This window comes from Frankia sp. ACN1ag (assembly GCF_001414035.1).
GTDB classification, from domain to species: Bacteria; Actinomycetota; Actinomycetes; order Frankiales; family Frankiaceae; genus Frankia; species Frankia torreyi.
Genome location: NZ_LJPA01000007.1, coordinates 106,480 through 126,227 on the forward strand (window position 1 = coordinate 106,480; position 19,748 = coordinate 126,227).

Annotated in this window: 13 protein-coding genes, 3 pseudogenes and 1 riboswitch; of the genes and pseudogenes, 6 read left to right on the forward strand and 10 right to left on the reverse strand. The window is 74.7% G+C overall.

What is annotated here, in order from left to right:
* Positions 1 to 9 precede the first annotated feature (9 nt).
* The 4 genes from UK82_RS08165 (at position 10) to UK82_RS08180 (ending at position 4,486) form a co-directional block, all read left to right on the forward strand.
* Entirely contained in the window at positions 10 to 354 is a 345-nt protein-coding gene (locus tag UK82_RS08165; RefSeq protein WP_044884351.1) for a phosphopantetheine-binding protein, read from the forward strand.
* A 113-nt stretch (positions 355 to 467) separates the two neighbouring features.
* Positions 468 to 1,370, forward strand: a complete 903-nt coding sequence (locus tag UK82_RS08170) for an alpha/beta fold hydrolase (RefSeq protein ID WP_044884350.1) — start codon at positions 468 to 470, stop codon at positions 1,368 to 1,370.
* 10 nt (positions 1,371 to 1,380) lie between these two features.
* Positions 1,381 to 2,571 (forward strand): glycosyltransferase, encoded by a 1,191-nt coding sequence (locus UK82_RS08175; protein ID WP_044884349.1) that lies wholly within the window; start codon positions 1,381 to 1,383, stop codon positions 2,569 to 2,571.
* Between the two features lie 52 nt (positions 2,572 to 2,623).
* Entirely contained in the window at positions 2,624 to 4,486 is a 1,863-nt protein-coding gene (locus UK82_RS08180) for a class I SAM-dependent methyltransferase (RefSeq protein ID WP_044884348.1), read from the forward strand.
* A gap of 212 nt (positions 4,487 to 4,698) precedes the next feature.
* Here the strand turns inward: UK82_RS08180 and tenA are convergent.
* The 9 genes and pseudogenes from tenA to UK82_RS41985 form a co-directional block, all read right to left on the reverse strand.
* Positions 4,699 to 5,393 (reverse strand): thiaminase II (tenA, locus tag UK82_RS08185; RefSeq protein ID WP_396230487.1); only part of this gene is annotated, 695 nt, incomplete at its 5' end.
* Between the two features lie 83 nt (positions 5,394 to 5,476).
* Entirely contained in the window at positions 5,477 to 6,493 is a 1,017-nt protein-coding gene (locus UK82_RS08190) for an ABC transporter substrate-binding protein (protein WP_044884347.1), read from the reverse strand.
* Positions 6,490 to 6,696, reverse strand: a pseudogene (locus UK82_RS36550) (ABC transporter permease); the annotation flags it as partial. The pseudogene UK82_RS36550 and the gene UK82_RS08190, both read right to left, overlap by 4 nt.
* A 1-nt stretch (position 6,697) precedes the next feature.
* Positions 6,698 to 7,188, reverse strand: a pseudogene (locus UK82_RS36555) (ABC transporter permease); the annotation flags it as partial.
* Positions 7,189 to 7,259: 71 nt separating this feature from the next.
* Positions 7,260 to 8,084 carry an ABC transporter ATP-binding protein gene (locus UK82_RS08200; protein WP_055406793.1) on the reverse strand — a complete coding sequence of 275 codons (825 nt, stop codon included), beginning with the start codon at positions 8,082 to 8,084 and terminating at the stop codon, positions 7,260 to 7,262.
* 454 nt (positions 8,085 to 8,538) lie between these two features.
* Positions 8,539 to 8,663: riboswitch (TPP riboswitch) on the reverse strand.
* Between the two features lie 61 nt (positions 8,664 to 8,724).
* The gene (locus UK82_RS08205) at positions 8,725 to 9,654 is read right to left on the reverse strand and encodes a type IV toxin-antitoxin system AbiEi family antitoxin domain-containing protein (RefSeq protein WP_044884346.1); all 930 of its coding nucleotides are present in this window, start codon (positions 9,652 to 9,654) and stop codon (positions 8,725 to 8,727) included.
* A 133-nt stretch (positions 9,655 to 9,787) separates the two neighbouring features.
* On the reverse strand, positions 9,788 to 12,169 hold the full coding sequence (locus UK82_RS08210; protein ID WP_044884418.1) for a hypothetical protein: 2,382 nt from the start codon (positions 12,167 to 12,169) through the stop codon (positions 9,788 to 9,790).
* Positions 12,170 to 12,440: 271 nt separating this feature from the next.
* Positions 12,441 to 14,315: ATP-binding protein (locus tag UK82_RS36560; RefSeq protein WP_396230488.1), on the reverse strand; the 1,875-nt coding region annotated here is incomplete at its 5' end.
* Between the two features lies 1 nt (position 14,316).
* Positions 14,317 to 15,770 (reverse strand): annotated as a pseudogene (locus UK82_RS41985) (helicase HerA domain-containing protein); the annotation flags it as partial.
* 790 nt (positions 15,771 to 16,560) lie between these two features.
* Here UK82_RS41985 and UK82_RS08225 point away from each other — a divergent pair.
* Positions 16,561 to 17,337 (forward strand): L,D-transpeptidase family protein, encoded by a 777-nt coding sequence (locus UK82_RS08225; RefSeq protein WP_052681010.1) that lies wholly within the window; start codon positions 16,561 to 16,563, stop codon positions 17,335 to 17,337.
* A gap of 52 nt (positions 17,338 to 17,389) precedes the next feature.
* Here UK82_RS08225 and gnd read toward each other — a convergent pair whose 3' ends face one another.
* Entirely contained in the window at positions 17,390 to 18,415 is a 1,026-nt protein-coding gene (gnd, locus tag UK82_RS08230; RefSeq protein ID WP_044884343.1) for a phosphogluconate dehydrogenase (NAD(+)-dependent, decarboxylating), read from the reverse strand.
* 310 nt (positions 18,416 to 18,725) lie between these two features.
* On the opposite strand from gnd, the gene UK82_RS08235 reads away from it, so the two are divergent.
* Positions 18,726 to 19,747 (forward strand): NAD(P)/FAD-dependent oxidoreductase (locus UK82_RS08235; RefSeq protein ID WP_236705651.1); only part of this gene is annotated, 1,022 nt, incomplete at its 3' end.
* Position 19,748: the final 1 nt, after the last annotated feature.

The window sequence follows — 19,748 nt, forward strand, 5'->3', positions numbered from 1 at the left end:
GTAGCGATCATGTCTGTTCAGGAGACGGCGGGACCGGGCGGCGCGGGCCGGGCGGAGACCGAGACGCGGGTGCTCGGCGAGGTCACCGAGGACCTGCGCGAGGTCATCGGCGAGGAATACGTGATCGACATGGACATCACCATGGAGACCACGTTCAGCCAGGACCTGGAGCTGGAGAGCATCGAGTTCGTGGCGCTCGCCGACCGGCTGCGGGAGCGCTACGGCGAGGCCGTCGACTTCGTCGGTTTCCTCGCCAGGATGGACGTCGACCAGGTGATCAACATGCGGGTCGGTGAGGTCGTCCAGTTCATCGTCGACAGCCTGCCGGCGCCCGCGACCGCCGGGTCGGCCTGACGGCCGCTCGGCGCATCCGGTCTCGACCGGCGATCCGCATCCGACCGGCGATCCGCATCCGATCCGGCATCCGCATCCGACCCGGCATCCATATCGACAAGGAGGCAAGGCCCGTGGCAGAGGTCATCGCGAACGGCGTCCGCCTGCATGTGCAGCGGCTCGAACCCCGCGGGGGCGCGTCCGCGGACTCGCCGATCGTCGTCATGGTGCACGGCATGGTGATGGACAACATCTCCAGCTTCTACTTCTCGCTGGGTACCTGCCTGGCCGACGCCGGCTGCGACGTCATCTGCTACGACCTGCGCGGCCACGGCCGCAGCGAGCGCACCCGCGGCGGCTACCGCCTCGCCGACTCGATGGCCGACCTCGCCGGGCTGCTCGACGCCCTCGGGGTGGACCGCCCGGTGCACGTCGTCGGCAACAGCTACGGTGCGACGCTGGCCCTGGCGTTCGGGTTGGAGTTCACCGCTCGGGTCGCGAGCCTGACGCTCATCGAGCCGCCGTTCCTCATCGAGGGCCTGGGCGAGGAGATGGCCCGCTCGCTGAGCCAGATCCTCGTCGCGATGACCGACGACGAGGTCGAGGAGTGGCTGGACAACGGCGCCGGCCGGGCGATCACCAAGGCCACCCGGGCCGCCCAGCGGCTGCTGTCCGACACGACGATCGCCACCGACATGCTGGCGACGCCGGCGTTCTCCGCCGAGGCGCTCGCCGCGCTGCCGATTCCGGTGCTCGCCGTCTACGGGGAGAACTCCGACATCATCGGGCAGGCCGCCGGGCTCGCCGCCCTCGTCCCCGAGTGCACCCTGATCGTGCTGGAGCACCACACCCACATGGTGCTGCGCGAGGCCACCGGCTACCTGCGCGACCTGCTGCGCTGGTGGCTGTTCGACCGGCGCACGCCACCCCCGCCCTACGTGCGCCCGACCGAGCGACGCTTCGTCACCCCCGAGTGGGTGACGCAGATGGTGCCGCCGCCCGACCTGAACACCGGGCGCCGCCCGGCGGTGGGCTGAGGAGCCGGCCGTGAGCCGCGTCCTGTTTGTCGTGCCGCCGCTGACCGGGCACGTGAACCCGGCCGTGGGGATCGCCGGGGAGCTCGCCGACCGCGGTCACAATGTGGCCGTCGCCGGCCACGCGGGGGTGATCGGCGGGCTGGTCCCGCCGGGGCTGCCGCTGCTGGCGCTGCCGGAGACACTCAGCGAGGCCGATCGCGCCGACATCGTCGCCCGCTCCCGGGCGCTGCGCGGCCCGGCGTCGCTGAAGTTCCTGTGGGAGGACTTCCTGCTGCCGCTGGCCGCAGCGATGGAGCCGGCGGTGGACGCGGTCGTCGACGAGTTCCGCCCGGATGTAATGGTCATCGACCAGCAGGCGGTCGGTGCGGCTCTGGTCGCCCGTCGCCGGCGGCTGCACTGGGCCACTCTCGCCACGACGTCGGCCGAGTTCGACGACCCGTACGGGGTGCTGGCCGGGCTCGGGCAGTGGGTCGCCGACCTGCTGCGGGACTTCCAACTCGCCCGCGGCGTGTCCGCCGACGAGGCCGCCGCCGGCGACCTGCGGTTCTCCGATGAGCTCACCCTCGTCACGTCCGTGCGGGAGCTGCTGCGCAACCCCGACGTGCCCCGCCATGTCGCCTTCGTCGGCAGCGCGGTCGGCCGGCGGGCGCAGACCGCCTCCTTCCCCTGGGAGTGGCTCGACCCGGACCGCGAGGCGGTGCTCGTCTCCCTCGGCACGGTGACCCGGGAGGCCGGCGGGCGGTTCCTGCGGGCCGCCGCGGAGGGCCTGCTGGGCCTGGCGGGACGGGTGCAGGCCGTCATCGTCGCCCCGCCCGGCCTCGTCGACGACCTGGCCGACGCCGCCCCCGACGACCTGCTCGTCGCCCCGTTCGTGCCGCAGGTCGAGCTGATGCCGAAGCTGTCCGCGGTGGTCTGCCACGCCGGCAACAACACGGTCTGCGAGGCGCTGTCCCGCGGTGTCCCGCTGGTCGTCGCCCCGGTCCGCGACGATCAACCGATCATCGGCGAGCAGGTCGTGCGCAGCGGCGCGGGTTTACGGATCAAGTTCGGCCGAGCCGGACCGGCGGCCGTGCGCGCCGCGGTGACGTCCCTGCTCGACGATCCCGGCCACCGCCAGGCCGCCGGGCGGCTGCGCGACGCCTTCGCCGCGGCGGGAGGGGTTGCGGCCGCCGCGGACCGGCTTGAGAAACTCGCCGCATGACGTTTCGCCGGCGCGGTCGCGCCGCGGTCGGGCCGGTACGGGGCTGACCGCCGTGCTCGACTGGCTGCCGGTCCTGGTCTGCGTCGGCCTGCTCATCAACGGGGTGCGGCTGCGCGGCCGGCTGCGCCGCCTGGAGACCCTGCCCGCCTCCGGCCGGCCGGTGGATCCGTCGCACGAGTTCCTCGTCGCCGACGGGGTGCGGCTGACCGACAGCGGGCGGCGCGCGGCCAGCTACCACGCCAGCCGGGACAAGCTCGACGTCCTCGATCTCGTGCCCGCGGACCTGACCGTCGAACGCGCCCTCGACCTCGCCCGCATGGTCGACACCCGCACCTACCGCACCGACCGGTGCGTGCCCGGCCGCGGCGCCTTCCAGGCGCTGCTGGTTCGCTCGGAGATCCTCGACCGGGCCGGTATCACCCGCCGCGACGGCTTCGACCCGGTGGAGCTCGTCGACATCACCGAGCGGCTGAAGACCTTCGCGTCCGGATCGACCGACCTCGCCGTGCTGCCGGGGCTGCGTGCCGACCGGGAGGACGCGGCGATGCGCGTGCGGGTCCAGCAGCGCGCGTACCGATTCACCCGGCGCAACCAGCTTTTCCCGTTCGTGCCGCAGCTCGCCACCGCCATCGGCGTGCACGTCAACCGGCCGTGGGGACTCGCGGCCACGGCGTTGTTCTGGTTCCAGCCGTTCTTCGTCTGCGCCGGCCGGGTGCCGCTGTCCCCCCGCGACCTGATCCGCTCCCCGATCGTGCGCATCCTCAGCGGGCTGCTGTTCGTCATCGACTCGGTGCGCGCCGGTCGCGCGCAGGCCGCGCGGGCCGCCGAGGCCAAGGCCGCCGGGCTGCCCGCCGACCCGGTCAAGCACGCGAAGAAGCAGCGGACGGCGGCCAGCCGGGCCTCCTACGGCCGTGACGTCCGCGCCGGCCTGGCCCGGTTTCTGCGCCGCGCCCGCGCGGACTGTCCGTGGTGCGGTTCGGCGGAGCTGGCCACCCGGCTCGACTCGCCCGACATGTTCCTGCGTAAACCCGGCCGGTTCCGTCTCGACGGCTGCCGGCGCTGCGGGCACGTGTTCCTCAACCCGGCGCTGAGCCCCGCCGGCCGCGAGTTCTACGACCGGGACCGTTACGACGGCCTGCGCGCCGGGATCGCCGAGCAGGCGTTGGCGGTGATCGCCCGCGACCGCCGTGGACAGGCCGCCGCCGTGCGTCCGTTCACGGTCCCGCGCGCGTGGCTGGACGTCGGCTCCCGCTACGGCCACTTCCCGAACGCGGCCCGCGAGGTGTGGCCGGCGACGGTGTTCGACGGGGTCGACACGTTCGCTGGGCTGGACGAGGGCCTGCGGCGCGGCTGGCTCGACCATGCCCACCACGGCCGGCTGCCCGATGTCGTCGAGGCGGTCGCCGGTCGCTACGACGTCATCAGCATGTTCGGCTATCTGGAACGCGCCGACGACCCGTCCGCGGAGCTCGACGCCGTCGCCAAGGCGTTACCACCCGGCGGCCACGTGCTGTGCGAGCTGGCGAACGCCGAATGCCACCAGGCGCGCTGGCTCGGCCGGTTCTGGTCCGGCTGGGCGGTGCCGGAGCGGGCGCATCTCATCCCCGTCGACAACCTGCTAGCGGCGCTGGAGGACCGGGGGCTGCGGCCCGTCCTGGTGCGGTTCGCCGCCAGCCGCGGCCTCGGCGATCTCACCGCCGCCCTGCTGCTCGTCGTCACCGCCATCGCGCCGCGCCCCATGCCCTGGCTGCGCCAGGCTGCCGGCCCCGCCCACCTGGTGGCCTGGGGCGCCATGATGGCGGTGGTCAGCCCCCTGCTGATCACGGCCCGGCTCCTCGACCGGCTCGCCCGGCGCTACGTCCACGGCGCCGGCTTCGCGGGCACCTACCTGGTGATCGCCCGCAAGGAGGTCTGAGCCTCCCGAGCGGTTCCGTGGAGTGGCGATCAGCGCTGCGTCATACGTGGACTCCCAGCTCTCGGAACGGTGATCACACGAGTTCTGGCCGACGGCCTTTTCGAGGGCGTCGTCGGCGCACCTCAGCCACGGTCCAGTCCGCCACCGGCCCCAGCGGACGAACCATCACCATCGTCCGCATCTGACGCCGCGAGACACGGGTAGTAGATCTGTCAGATCGGCCAGGTCTCGCGGCGCCAGGCGGCGTCCCAGAACATCCACTCGTAGCGCGCCGTCACCGCGAAGTGTTCGGCGGCTCGCGACAGCTCCGGCGCCGATGCGTCCGCGCCCACCCGGTCGGTGAGGGCGACGACCCGGTCGGCCACCGCCTGGAATGCCGGGTCGCCGTAGGCGGCGATCCACCGGGCATACACCGGGTCGGGGGAGGAGTCGGCGAGCAGCCACGCGCCGACCCGGGCGTAGATCCAGTAGCACGGCAGCACCGCGGCGAGCCCCTCCAGGAAGGAGCCGCCGTAGACGGTCGCGAGCAGGTAACTGGTGTAGGCGCGGGTCGTCGGCGCGACCGTCGCCACCCCGCCCGCTGCCACCCCGCCCGTGGGAGTGGGGCCGGTGGGCGTGGGGCCGCCGAGAGCGTCGAGGAGGTCGGCGTGCATGGCCTGCTCGGCGGCGACCGCGTCGGCGGCGTCACTCGCGAGCGCCCGCACGTCGTCCTCGGTGGGCGCCTTCGCCGCGCACACGGCCAGGGCCCGCGCGTAGTCCCGCAGGTAGTGCGCGTCCTGGACGACGAAATGGCCGAACGCGGCCCGCGGCAGGCTGCCATCGGTGAGCCCGGTGAGGAACGGATGGCGCAGGATCGCCTCGTACACGTGCTCGGTGGAGGCCCACAGCCGCGCGCTGAAGGACTGCGNCGCGGCGGCCGGGATGGCATCGGGCGTCATCGTGCTCACTGGTCTCGGAACGTGGATGGTCGGGCAGCGGCATCCGCGATGGTCATGGCTTGGGTAGGTAGGCGTTGGTGACGACGTCCGCCGTCGGGACGGTCGCCTTGATCAGGTCTTCGGCGCGCATCCAGGCGATGAACGACGTCCAGGCACCCGTGTCCATCCGGCCGAAACCGGCCGGGTTGCGCAGCAGCGGGGCCGTCGCCTCGACCATCTTCGGCAGCAGCTTGGGGTCGTAGCCGTCGGCGACGCCGGTGAGCGTCGTCGTGGCCTTCGCCGGGTCGTCGAGCGCCCGCGCGTTGCCGGCCGCCGTGGCGCGCAGGAAGTCGCGGACGAGCGCGGCATAGGCGGGGTCCTTGGCGAGCCGGCTGCGCCGGGCGACGATGACCAGTTCGTCGTACTGCGGCACCCCGGCCTCGGTCACCGGAATCACCTTCGGCGCGAGGCCGCGGTCGGCGAGGGTGACGCCCTCGACGTTGCGGTAGGCGCCGAGGGTGGCGGTCACCTTCTTGGAGATCATGGCGGGCAGCAGGTCGGCGCCGACGTCGACGCGGTGAATCGAAGTGCCGTCGAAGTGGTTGGCCTTCGCGATCGCGTCGAGGAAGGCCTCGTCGGTGCGCAGCCCCGAGGTGCCGACCGTGGCCCCGGCGAGGTCGGCGGGCTTCGTGATGCCGGCGGAGCCCACGGCCATGATCGAGTTCAGGGCGGTGGGGATGAGGGCGCCGACGGCGACGACGTCGAGCTTCTCGACCCCGGCGATGACCACCTCGGGTTCGTAGGAGATGCCCAGGTCGACGGTGCCGGTGCTGACGAGCTTGAGCGGGTCGGACGGGTCCGACGGCGAACGCAGGGTGACGTTCAGCCCGGCGGCGGCGTAGTCGCCGCCGTCCTGCGCCGAGTAGAGCGCGAGATGGTCCGGGTTGGGCTCCCAGTCGAGCAGCACCGTGGCGGCCCGGCGCTCGGCGCCGGACGAGCCGCCGGAGCCGCAGGCGGTGACGGCCGCGAGCGTGACGGCGGCGAGGGCGGCCGCCGTGATGGTCAGCCGGCGGGAGCGCGGCGCGATCATTGGTTGGTCCCTTCTCGGGTGGGATTGCGGTGCCAGGGGACGAGCAGCCGTTCGGCGCAGCTCACGAGTACGAACAGGACCACGGACATCGCGGTGAGCAGCACGATCGCGGCGAACACCAGCGCGGACTGGAGCTGGGGGACGCCCTGGCGCATCACGTGGCCGAGTCCGTCGGAGGCGCCCGAGTACTCGCCGAACACCGCNCCGGTCGCGGCGTAGGCGGCGGCCAGCCGCAGGCCGGTGAACACCGAGGGCAGCGCCGCCGGGAACTCCACCCGGGTGAAGATGGCGACCCGTCGACCGTGCAGCGTCCGCATCATCCGGACGAGCTCCGGATCGACCGAGGCGAGGCCGTCGAGGGTGCCGACCACCACCGGGAAGAAGCAGATGAGCGCCACCAGGATGAGCTTCGGGGTGATGCTGTAGCCGAAGATGATCGCCAGGATCGGGGCGAGGACGACGACCGGGACCGTCTGGGAGCCGATGAGCAGCGGGTACAGCGCTCGGCGGGCCGCGGCGGAGAAGTGCAGCGCGCAGCCGAGCGCGAGTCCGCCGGCGACCGAGATGGCGAAGCCGAGGACGATCTCCGTGCCGGTGACCCAGGTGGCGCTGCGCAGGGTGCTGTCCCACCGGTCGGCCAGCGTCGTCGCCACCTGGTCCGGTGCCGGCAGGATGTACTCCTCGACGTGCAGCACTCGGGTGACGAACTCCCAGGCGCCGAGCAGCGCGATGCCGACGAGGACGCTCGGCCACAACCGCGTCGCGGTCAACGGGCGCTCTCCAGGTGGGCGAGGACGGTGTCGCGCAGCGCGACGAAGTCGGGGTCGGCGAGCCGCGCCCGCCGCGCCGCGGCGCCGGTGCCGGCGTAGGGCGGCACGTCGACGGACGCGACGATCCGGCCGGGGCGGGCCGACATCACCACCACCCGGTCGCACAGCAGCAGCGCCTCCTCGACGTCATGGGTGACGAGCACGACGGTGCGGGGCTCGTCGGCGAGCATCGCGCGCAGCCAGTCCTGCAGGTCCGCCCGAGTGATCGAGTCGAGGGCGCCGAACGGCTCGTCGAGCAGCAGGACCGGCTTGTCCGCGGCCACCGTGCGCAGGAACGAGACCCGCTGGCGCATCCCGCCGGAGAGCTGCGCCGGCCGGTGGTCGGCGAACTCGGCGAGGCCGAACCGGTCGAGCAGCGGCCGGACGCGCCGCGACGCCTCCCGGCGGGTCAGGCCCTGGTTCTCCAGCGGGATGCGGGCGTTGGCGAGCACGCCGCGCCAGGGCAGCAACAGGTCGCGCTGGGGCATCCAGGCGCAGCGGGCCAGCCGCCCCGGCGCGTCTGCGGCGCCGAGGACGTCGATGGTGCCGGCGTCCGGGTCGGTCAGCCCGCAGATCATCGACAGCAGGGTCGACTTGCCGCACCCGCTCGGGCCGACGACGCCCAGGCGGCTGTCCGGGGGGACGGACAGGTCCGCGCCGGCGACCGCGGTGATGTCGCCGAACCGCTTCGCGACCCCACGGAGCTCCAGACCCGTTCCGGCCGACCGGCGGGGATCGGCGGGCGGCAGGGCCGTCGGCCGGCTCGATCGGCGTGCGAACACGACTTCTCCTCCTCCCTGAGCTACTGCCGTCTCCCTGAGCTACTGCGGTCCTACGGCGGCTACGAGCATGTGGACGACGGACGCGCGATGGTGCGCGACCGGCCGGCGTGGGCCGTCGTCGGGGGACGAACGCCGGGTCATGAGCGCCGGACGAGGTCCCGCCGGGTGGCGACCGGTCCGGCGGCGACTGGTTCGGCGGCGACTGGTTCGGCGGCGACTGGTTCGGCGGCCGGCCGCATGAGACCCCGGCCGGGTGCTTGCCCGGCCGAGTGGGACTGGCCGATCGGCCGCGGGACCGCGGCGGCCGGCCGCGCGGGACGCTAGCGCGCCGTCCCGCCGCCCGGGTCCGTCGCACCTGGTGGCGGTGCCGGCGGGCGGTAGGGCGCCGCCGGACGGCCCGGTGCCGGCGGGCACAGCAGCGCCCGCGAGCGGCCGATGGAGCCGATGGGAGCCGGACGCGCCACGGCCATCACTCCCTACGCCGGAATTACCCGGACAGGTTCAGGCGGTCGGCGGCACCGGGCTTCTGCCCAGCCGCCCTCTCAGCCTCCTCGGGTGGAAGCTCCCGCAACGTTCGCTCAAAGTTACGGCAAGATCAGGCCGCCGCCAACCCCTCCGGCCACCTGCGGTGGCCTCCTCGTCAGGAGGCCAGGGCCCGCTGGGGGTGATCCGTCGGCGGCACCCAGCCCCGTTCGCGCAGGGCCTCGGCGACGATGTCGGCGGCGTCGTCCGGCGCGGTCCGCAGCAGGTGCGCCGGCAACCGGACCAGGATGTCCTGACTGGGATCACGTTGGGTGATCAGCCGGTTCGCGGTCGGTTCGACCGCGACCTCGACCCGCACCCGCCACGGCTCGTAGCGCACGGTCAGCCGCGAGGTCGGCTCGTCCGCCGGACCCTCGACCCGATAGCCCGCCGGGGGCAGCTCGCGCCGCCGCTCGATCCGGCGGAACATGATCTCGGTGAGGTGCGGCGCGTCCGCGCCGAGCCGATCCAGCGTCTCGGCGATCAGCGTGCGCCGGCTGATCGGGCCGCGGCGGGACAACGCCTCGCGCAGGCCGCGGACGGTGACGATCTGTTGGCGCACTGCGTCGCAGAGGACGTCCTGCGCCAGGGCCCGGGACGCCGCCCACTCCGCCATGTCGATCAGGGACCGGGCCGGTGTGGTCCGCCGGGGCAGCCGGAGCGGGTCGATCTCGCTGGATTCCAGGCGCGCGCTGTGCCGTAGCAGTACCCCCGGCGGAGCGCTGACACGGCGGTCGGCCGGGATGAGCACGGTCACCGGCTGAGGGTCGTGGCCGACCAGCCCGGCGAGCGCCGCCGCACATCCGCCCGCGAGCACTGCATCCGGCCCGATGGCCTGCACTGCGACCCACAGGTGCTGCGGGCCGGTGGCGGGGTTGAGGTCGGTGATCAGGACGCCGCGGACGGGCTGCCGCCAGCGGCCGTCATCGAGGCGTCGGCGGATCTCGGTACGGGTGATGCCGGCGGCGACCGCGTCGCGGATTGTGATCACGCCGGCCTGGGGGGTGGCGATCTCCTGCCAGGAGAGTCGGCCAGGGTTATGGGCCATGAGAAGACGATGACGGTTGTTCTTCCGTTGGGCCAGCATCTTTTTTTGGTTGTGGATAACTGCGTGCCGTGTTCGCCGGCCACGCAGTGTTCGCCGGTTGGACGGGGCGCGCCGGTTGGACGGGGCGCGCCGGTCACGCCGGGTTCGGCGGCTGCCCGCTGAGGCGGCGCCGGCCCCTGCGCGGCGGCCTCCCCTCCTCGCGTGGCCGCCCGTCGGCCGGGGAGTCCTCCACGGGCCGCCCGGAGCCCCCGGCCTGCGGGCCCGGGCCCGACGCCGGCTGCACTCCGGTCGGCACCCAGCCGCCGGCCACCCGGCCGGGGCCGGGGACGGGGCCGGCAGGGTGGCCGGGCCGTGGCGGCGGTGGGGCCAGCCGGTAGGCCAGCTCCTCCGCGGCCACGGCGAGGCTCGGGTAGGCGTCGGGCGCCGCGGTGCCGATCGGACGCGGTCGGGCCCCATCCCGCCGGCCCGCCGCCCCACCGACCGGGAGCTGCGCCGACGGTGCGGGAGGCTCGGCGAGGGGGGTGGCGCCCGGCGCCCGGGGTGCCGCCTGCGCCCCCGCGGCCCCGGCGGCACCCCGGGCCGCCGACCAGCGGTCCACCGGCGAGACCCGGGGCAGCAGCACGGTGCCGGGGTTACAGTCGCCCGAGATCACCCGACCCGGCCCGTCGACCGGGCTGACCAGCAGGAAGGCGGTGGTCGGCAGGGTCTGCACGGTGGTGGGCTCAATGAGGAACTCATACACCCGCTGGGTGGTGCTGCCGTCGTTCGTCGAGTCGCTGACCGAGGTGTTCGTCGTGCGCTGCCAGGTCTGCGAGCGTGACGTCGTCACGGATTCCTGCCAGCCGGTGTTCGTGGAGGTGTTCTGCAGCCAGGGCAGCAGGCGGGTGCGGTCGTAGGTCCGACTCGACCCGCCGCTGGTGCCGGTGGTGTCGGAGGTGCCGTCGGAGTAGCCGACGCTGTCGCTGTCGCCCGTCGTGAAGCTCCGCCCGACCTGCGTGGTCACCTGGGACATGACGAACCTGTGACCGCGGCCGATGAACTCCGCCGCGGTTGTCGCGTCCTTGCCGTTGCCGAGCCGCATGATGATCGTCGATCCGCCCTGGCTGCCCAGGACCCGCTCGGCGTCGTCGGCGAGCCGTTCGAAGAGCAGCACGAGGCGTACCCCGGCGATCTCGGCGTGCCGGGCGAGGCCGCCCAGCACGGGTCGGCCGAGATGGTCCGCTCCGGCGACGACCAGCATGTCCCGCCCGGCGGCGGGGGCGAGCTCGCGGCGACGAAGCTGGTGGAGGACCGCCTGGATGACCAGCCGGTCGGCGAGCTCCTTGTGATGCGTCGACGACGTGCGGCTGGAGGTCGCCATCACCCGCAGCCCCTGGACGGGCCACCATGTCGCCAGCCGCCGCAGGCCGCCGGCGCCCGGCCCGCCGGCGATCGCCGCCCGTTGCGCGGCCACGGCCGAGGCGTCCGGCGGGCAGAGGGCCTCCAGCGAGGAACGCAGGTAACGCAGCTCGTCGGGGATCCGCTCGCCGCGGCCGAAGGCGTTCATCCGGCCGACGAGCGCACCGGCCTCGGCCGTCGACAACGCCGCGGCCGCCGTGCCGTCGTCGAGACCCTCCAGCACGCGCAGGCCCTCGGCGAGCCGGCGGAAGGTCAGCCGCTCGCCGAGGACCTGACCGACCGTGCTCACCAGGTCGGCGTGCAGCGCCCGGCGGTGATGGTCCTGATCGCCCTCGCGGGTCGGGCCGAAGGCGTCCGCCACGAGCTCGCCGGTCTCCCGCGGGCCGAGCCCGTCGAGCAGCGCGACCTCGTCGAGCTGGCGGGGCAGGTCCCAGGACTCGACGGGCCAGCGGGCCTGCCCGGCCAGCCGCGCCAACCCGCCGCCGACCGTCCGCTCGCTCAGGTCCACCAGCAGGATGCCGGTGCCGCCGGTGAGCACCGAGCAGCCGGCGGTGGCCAACAGGCTGGCCCAGCCGTTGCCGTCGCCGCCGAAGACGTCGACCCGCGGGGTCGCGGCCGGCGTCACGATGGGGAAGAAGCTGCTGGCGGCCTCCCGGCGCCGCTCGTCGGCCCGGATGTGCGCGTCGATCTCGGCCCGCCAGGACACCACCGCCTGCTCGTGGGCGGCGCGGGCGGTCGCCGTCGCCGTCGCCGTCCGGCGCCGGGCGCGCACCAGCCGCCGGTGGCGCACCAGCGGGGGCAGGCCGGCGAGCAGCGCGAGGACCAACCCGGCCGGCACGAAGAACAGCCCGCCCTCGGACGCCAGCAGCACCCCGAAGACGACGAAGGCCGCGGGTACCGGCAGCCGTTTCCACAGCGACCGCAGCGACCGGTCCCGCCGGGCGGCCAGCTCGGTCAGGTCGGGCAGCGCCGGTGGCGTCCAGACGGGGCGTTCGTCGGCGAGCGGGCTCGGCGTCGGCGGGCCGCCGTCGACGAACTCCCACCCCCAGCGTTCCCGAGGGACGAACAGTCCCTGGATGAGCTGGGCCTCCGCCGCCGTCAGGGCTGCGCCTCCCATCGTGACCCCCGCCAGTCGCGTCACGGCAGGACCTGGCCCGCCAGCCTGTGCATCGCCCGGCCCACCGCGTCGCCGTTGCTGGCGAGCACGCCCCGTGGCGAGACCAAATCCCTCCGTCTCCAGTATGGCGTCGAGTGTCCGTTCTGTCGCGTTCTGACGCCCGCGACCGCGGCCGCCGTTCCGTCACCCTGTTCGACGTGGCCGGGAGCCAACGCCACCAGCGTGCCGGTCCCGGCGGGGAACTTCCCCGACTCCTCACCGGGCAACGCTCTCACCGGCCGGCCGCGGCCGACTCCGGCGCCTCGGGTCCGGCCAGCGGGCCGCCCGTGCCCGTCTCGACGAGGTTGGCGATCTGGTCGACCAGGTCCGCCAGGCCAGGCCCGGTGCAGGCGTGCTCCAGCGCGATCCCGACGGCCCCGGCAGCCGTCCCGCCGGCGAGCTCCCGCACCGCGTCGACCAGCCCGCTCGCCGTCACGTCGCCGACGCTGACCTGGTCCTCGCCGCCCGTGTAGATCGGGCTGGCGCGCAGCCAGGCGAGCTGCTCGCCGATCGTGCCGCCGGCGACGGCCAGGCCGCGGTCGTGCCAGGACGAGGTGAGCGGGTGGGGGCCCGCGTCCGGACCCTGCCGGCGCACGGCCTCGCCGAGCGCCAGCCGGACGTCCTGCCAGCGGTAGACGCCCGCGGTGAACCGCCGGGAGTCCACCGGCGCGTCGGCGGGCGGCCCGACCAGCAACCGGCGCAGCGTGGCGCGCAGCGCGGCGGCGAAGTCGTCCGGATCGACGGACGGGCGCAGCAGCCGGGCTCGGGCGTCGGTGGCCCGGTCGGTGGCGTGCGCGAGCAGGCAGTCGAGCCGCCGCGGCGGCTGCGCGGCCAGCATCGCGCGCAGCGCTGGCGAGGGGGCGAACGGCGCGAGGCCCAGCACGTGGGCGAAGCCCATCACCTGGTGGGCCGCGACCGCCTCGACCCAGAGCACCAGCCGGGCGTCGTGGGCGGCCAGCGCCGCCGTCTCGGTCTCCTCCAGGGTGCAGGCCCGCCCGAGGGCGCACGCCGCGCCGCAGTGCAGGCTGCGCCGGCCGGCCAGCGGAACCCGGTCGTAGCGGGCGAGATGCGGGGACTCCCGTGCGTCACCGGCGACCATCCGGGCCAGCACCGGACGGTCCATGCCGTCCACGCTGACGGCGGCCACCCCGGCGGGCAGCGCCACGACGGCCTCGGACTGCTCCGGGCGCAGGTTCATCGTGGCGCCGACGGCCTCCCGGTCGTCAGCGGCCGGCAGGCGATGCATCACCTTCAGCGCGGTGTTCTTGATGACGTCGGGCAGGATCTTCGCCGGGATCTGCTCCACGACGACGAGGCCCTCGCCGTAGGCGCGGATCTCGGCGAGCAGGGAGGCGAACAGCTCCACCGCGGCCGCGGCCGGCCCGTCGGTGACGTTCTTGAGCAGCCGGTGCGCCTCCTCGACGACGAGGACGTGCCGTAGCCCGCCGGCGCCGGCGGCCCCGAACCGGACCCGCAGGTGCTCCACGACGCGGATGAGAACCGCCCCGAGCAGGAACGCCTTGTCCTGGTCGCTGGTGATGTCCTCGAGCTCGATGACGACGTTGCGGGTCAGCAGGGCGCCGATGTCGATGGGATGGCCACCCTCGAAGAACCGTCCCGGGCTGCCCTCCCGCAGGCTGCCGATGCGCACGTCGACGAACCCGCGGACGTCGGCGGTGACCTCCGCCCCGTAGCCGATGTTCTCCACCACCCTGGCGGCGGTTCGCTGCAGGTCGCCGAGGGTCGGGTAGCGCCGCCGCGCCTCGACCGGCGCGTCCGCGTCCGGCCCGCGGACGCGGAACCGCGGCCGGTGCGGCGGCTCGGGCCGGTCGAGCACCAGGTTCCAGCCCAGATCCCGGTAGCAGACGGTGAGTGCCCGGGCCAGGACCTGGGGGAACGGCTCATGCGCCTCGAACGCGGCGAGGAACAGCGCGCGGACCAGGTCGAGGTGGCTCTGCAAGGGGAAGCCGGCCTCCGGCTCCAACGGGTTCAGTGACGCCGGCGCCGCGTCAAGCCGGCCAGGCCGGATGACAAGCACCTCACCGGGCCGCACGGCATCCCCGACGCTCCCCGCGCCGAGCCCGCCCGCGCCGAGCCCGCCCGCGCANTCGGCTCCCGCGTCCCCGCCCTCCGGCGGTCCGGTGAGCGGTCCGGTGAGGTCGGCCAGCCGACCCGCCATCCGCGCGTACTCCGCCTTCGCCGGCTCCAGCACCAGCCACGGCACCGGCGCCGGGGCGCGCGCCAGCGACTCCAGCAGCGACCGCACGGTCTGCGACTTCCCGGAGCCGGTGGCGCCGCAGACGAACGCATGTCGGTTGAGCGTGGACCGGGGGACGGCGAGCGTGCCGGCCGGCGACCAGCCGGCGTCGAGGACGTCGCCGAGCCGCACCGCCCCGGGGGCGCCGCGGGGATCCGCGGGCCCGTTGCCGTCCGGGCCCTCCGGCGTCACGTCGAACGTGTGCGGGGTGATGAGCGTGATGCCAGGAAGTTCCCGGCCGGGCGGGCGGGCCAGCGCCGCGAGCAGCTCGGCGCCGGCCCGGAACGGGCTGCGCTCCGCCCCGTCCGCGGGATCCGCCGGCCGCGGCGCCCGGACACCGGCGAACGACGTCGCGGGGCCCAACGGGCGCAGCGTGTAGGGCAGCTCGTCGAGATCGCTGGAGCTGCACAGCAGCGCCGCCAGAGAGAACGCGCCGGCCCTGCTGGCCCCGCCGACGAGGATCTCGACGTCCCACATCCCGCTGGCCGCGGCGCGGCCAAGCTCCCGGTGGCGGCGCTCGGCCCGTTCCAGGTCGAGCCGGGCGTCCTGGTCGTGCTCGCGCAGGCGCAGCGCGGGGATGCTGCGGGCGAGGGCGTCGCGTTCCTCGGTGAGGCGACGCGGCGCAACCGGCCGGGCCAGCACCAGCCAGGCGAACGGGCCGACGAGGTGGGCGGCGTAGTCGTCGAACGAGCCGCGCCGCGCGCCGGCCGGGGGTTGGTTGCCGCCCTCCCCGCCTGGTCCGGGCGCCCACAGCGCGTCCGGGGCGCCACCGCAGCGCAGCCAGTACGGGAAACGGGCGAGGTCGTCGAGGACGGCGCCGGGCGCCAGCGCGACGGCCGTCGATCCGGGCGGGTAGAGCAGCGGGGCCGGTCCGGCCGCCCGCGGCGCCGACGCGGGCCGGGGCCGGCCGGGGCGGGGCGGCCCGGGAAAGGGCGGGAGCGCCGGCAGCCCTCCGCCCTCGGAATCCGGCCACCCGCCGCCCGGTGGCGGGGACGTCGGGCCCGGTGGGATGGTCGGGGGCGGCGGGGCGGCCGCGGCCTCGGCCTCGGCCTCGGCCGCAGGGATGGTGCCCGGGGGGAAGTAGGGCCGGCCGCCGGCGAGGAAGCGGATGTGGGACTCGCCCGGCCCGCGCAGCCAGGCGACAGCGACGCCCGGCGCGGCCGGGCCGGCGTCGAGCGAGGTCAGCTCGGCGTGCGCACCCACGAGCGCGGCGAACAGCGCGGGCGGGACGGGGTCGGGACGGTCGGTCCCCTCCGGGCGCCGCGGGGTGGCCAGGATGCGGTGGAACTGGAAGCCGTCGAGCACGGTCGTCGGGCCTGATTCGGTGGGGGCCCGAGCGGTGACGGGCCGGGTCGGTGGCGGCCGATTGCGGTGCGGTGAGCGCACTGCGGTGCGGTGTGCGCATGCGGTGCGGTGTGCACGCTTTGTCGCCGCAGATTGACCAGAACGTACCGCAATCGACTCCATGCATCTCGCGCCGTGGGTGCCGGCGACAGGCGTAACCCGGTCGGGCGTGATCCCACCCTCGTCGCGGCCGCGGGGGCGCTGGATGGGCCGGGGTCGGCAGCCGACCGTGCGTTCGTCCTCGCCGGACCTCGCCTGGTTCCGTGCCGACGGCGGGCCGCCGAGCAATCGATCCGCAGCGGCAATCTGTCACCCTCCGCACGGCAAAAAATCCTGATCGTGCTGATCGGCGGGTCTTTCCGGTGCTCTGCGGGCGTTCCGGGCAGGTTCGGAACCGCCCTGTGGGGGAGGTGATGAGGAGTGCGCCGCGGACGATGATGATCCGCCCGGGGAGGCATTCCTCAATGTCACCCAGCGTTCGGATGCTGTGACCGCATGGCACGGGCATCGCGCTGGGGTATCCCACCGAAGAGCGGGAGGCGATCCGTATCGTCGTGACCGGTGCGCCGTGGTCGCACCCCGGTGGCGCGGGCGCGGTCGCCGCCGGGAGCGTCGGCCCTCGACAGCGCGACGCCGCCCCGCCCGCGGCGTCGTCCCGGAGGCCGCAGACATGGCCGATCACCGCAACAGACCTCGCCGCGCGGGCGCCGCGCGGGGCCGGTCGGTCGCCGTCGGTGTCGCGGCTGCCGGCGTGACTCTGGTCGTGGGCGCCGCGAGCGCCGTCCACTTCAGCGGTCCCGGCTCGGAGCGGGACCCGAGGCCGTCGGCATCGGTCGGCGCAGCCTCGGCCGGGTCGGCCCCATCGGCGGCGGGCGCGGAGCGGGTGCGGCCGAACCGGGTCGTGGGCGCGGACGGCACGGCCGGGGCCTCGGGCGCTGTGCCTGGCATCGGGGCGGTGATGTCGGCGAAGATTCCCCGGGACGCCCTCCAGGTGATCGTCGCGAGCGGCGCCGACCGGGATACGAACACCAACAACGTGACGCTGTGGCAGCGCGCGAACCCGGACGCCCCCTGGGAGCCGTTCGGTGCCCCGCTGACCGGGCGCAACGGCGCCAACGGGTGGACCTTCACCCACCACGAGGGCGACCTGCGCAGCCCCATCGGGGTGTTCAGCCTGACGGCGGCCGGCGGCCGGTTGCCGGATCCGGGTACCGGCATGCCCTACGAGTACCGGCCGGCGTTCTACCGGACGGCGGCGCCGCAGGGGCAGCCGATGGCCGACGCGTTCAACTACGTCGTCGCCATCGACTACAACCGGCTGCCCGGGCGTCCCCCGTCGGACCCGACCCGGCCGCTGGGCGACCAGGTCGGCGGCGACATCTGGCTGCACGTCGACCACAGGTCGCCGACCCGGGGCTGCGTCGCCGTCGAGCAGGACGCGCTGACGTCCATCCTGCGCTGGCTGAAGCCCACCGCCCATCCCATGATCGTCATGGGTGACGTGGGTGATCTCGGCGCCGACATCTGACCCGCCCGAGCCACCGACCCGCCCGAGCCGCCGACCTGAAGGCCGGCCGAGCTCAGCCGGCCTTCGGGGCGTGCTGCTCCGCGTGGCCGCCGAACTGCTTGCGCATCGCGGAGAGCAGCTTGTCCGCGAACAGGCTCTCGCCACGGGAGCTGAACCGCTCGTACAGGGAGGCGGTCAGCACGTGCGCGGGCACGCCCTCCTCCACCGCGGCGAGCACCGTCCAGCGGCCCTCACCCGAGTCGGAGACCCGGCCGCTGAACTCGGCGAGTTCGGGGTCCTCCTGCAGGGCGGCGGCGGTGAGGTCGAGCAGCCAGGAGCTGACGACGCTGCCCCGCCGCCAGACCTCCGCGATCGCGGCGGTGTCGAAGTCGTACTGGTAGAACTGCGGGTCGCCCAGCGGGGCCGTCTCGGCGTTGTGCTCCAGGGCCTCCCGGCCGATGTTCGCCTTGTCGAGGATGGCGAGACCCTCGGCGAACGCGGCCATCATCCCGTACTCGATGCCGTTGTGGACCATCTTGACGAAGTGCCCGGCGCCGTTCGGCCCGCAGTACAGGTAGCCCTTCTCGGCCTGCACCGGCTCGCCGTCGCGGCCGGGGGTGCGGGGGATGGCGCCGACGCCGGGGGCGATCGTCTCGAACAACGGCTCCAGCCGGGCCACGGCCTCCGGCTCGCCGCCGATCATCAGGCAGTAGCCGCGTTCCAGGCCGAACACGCCGCCGGAGGTGCCGACGTCGACGTAGTGGATGCCCTTGGTGGCAAGCTCCTTCGCCTTGTGGATGTCGTCGCGGTAGTACGAGTTGCCGCCGTCGATGATGACGTCGTCCGGTGCGAAGTGCTCGGCGACCGCGTCGACGGTCTGCCCGGTCAGCCCGGCCGGCACCATGATCCAGGCGGTCCGCGGGGGACGCAGCGCCGCGGCGAACTCGGCGAGCGTGCCCGCCCCCGTGGCGCCCTCGGCCTCCAGGGCCTTGATGGCCTCGGCGTTCACGTCGTAGACCACGCACTCGTGGCCGTCGCGGATCAGCCGGCGAACCAGGTTGGCGCCCATCCGGCCGAGGCCCACCATCCCGAGCTGCATCTTGTCTCCCCGCTCGTTTCGTCACGGCGGCCCGGTGCGGGCGGCTACGCGCGCACCGGGCCCTGCTTCGCGCTACGACGCCATTGTTCCCTTGACACCCCGCGTCTCCCGGTCACGGGCGGCGCGCCGTCCGTTCGGGCCGGGTGCTTCTCGTCACCGTTCCCGCGCGTACGGTACGACCGGGCTGTCCCCCGCCATGCTGCCGGCGGCAGATGACGGTTCGGGGTCGAGAAAGCAGCGGATCCCTTACCACCGCCCGGCCAGCCCCCCGGCTGCGGTGATCTGGCGGCGACGGTGGGGAGGCACGGGCATGGCCCCGGACACACAGGCGGACACACGGGCACAGGGCGCCCGGGCACAGGGCGCGCAGGTGGATGTGATCGTGATCGGCGCGGGCCCCGCCGGAGAGAACGTCGCCGGCCGGTGCGCCGACGCGGGGCTCGCCGTGACGATCGTCGAACGGGAGCTCGTCGGCGGCGAGTGCAGCTACTGGGGCTGCATCCCGAGCAAGACCCTCATCCGGCCGGGGGAGGTGCTCGCCGCGGCGCGCCGAGTGCCCGGCGCCGCGGCGGCGGTCACCGGCGCGCTGGACCCCGCGGCGGTGTTCACGCGCCGCGACCGGCTGGTCGGCGGCTTCTCGGACGACTCCCAGGTGCCGTGGCTGACCGACAAGGGCGTGACGCTCGTTCGTGGAACCGGCCGGCTGACCGGCCGGCCCCGCCACGTCGAGGTCACCGCCGCCGACGGCGACCGCCGGGTGCTGATCGCGTCGCGGGCGGTGGTCGTGGCCACCGGCAGCCGGGCGACGGTCCCGCCGATCCCGGGTCTCGCCGAGGCCGACCCCTGGGACAACCGTTCCGCGACCGCCGCCCGCTCGGTGCCGCGCCGCCTCGTGGTACTCGGCGGCGGCGCCGTCGGCGCGGAGCTCGCCCAGGCGTTCCGCCGGCTCGGCAGCGCCGAGGTCACGCTCGTCGAGGGCTCGCCGCGGCTGCTCGCCCGGGAGGAGGAGTTCGCCGGGGAGCAGGTACGCGCGGCGTTCGAGGCGGACGGCATCACGGTGCGCCTGGGCACCCGGGCCGTCGAGGTGCGTCGCAGCCGCCCCGACTCCGCGACCCCGCGTGGCCCGGTGACCGTCACCCTCGCCGGCGCGGCGGGGCCGGACGCCAGGGGCGACGACGCCGGGGGCGAGGCCGTCGTGGCGGACGAGATCCTGGTGGCGGTCGGACGCACCCCGGCGACCGGCGACCTGGGCCTGGCCGCCGTCGGGCTGCCGCCCGGGAAGTTCATCGAGGTCGACGACCGTCTCCTGGCGGTCGGGGTGGACGGCGGCTGN

Bases quoted from the DNA above. Each gene is read 5' to 3' on its own strand.
- UK82_RS08190 (WP_044884347.1), bottom strand. From the start codon at position 6,493: ATGATCGCGCCGCGCTCCCGCCGGCTGACCATCACGGCGGCCGCCCTC.
- UK82_RS08210 (WP_044884418.1), bottom strand. From the start codon at position 12,169: ATGGGAGGCGCAGCCCTGACGGCGGCGGAGGCCCAGCTCATCCAGGGA.
- UK82_RS08205 (WP_044884346.1), bottom strand. From the start codon at position 9,654: ATGGCCCATAACCCTGGCCGACTCTCCTGGCAGGAGATCGCCACCCCC.
- UK82_RS08165 (WP_044884351.1), top strand. From the start codon at position 10: ATGTCTGTTCAGGAGACGGCGGGACCGGGCGGCGCGGGCCGGGCGGAG.
- gnd (WP_044884343.1), bottom strand. From the start codon at position 18,415: ATGCAGCTCGGGATGGTGGGCCTCGGCCGGATGGGCGCCAACCTGGTT.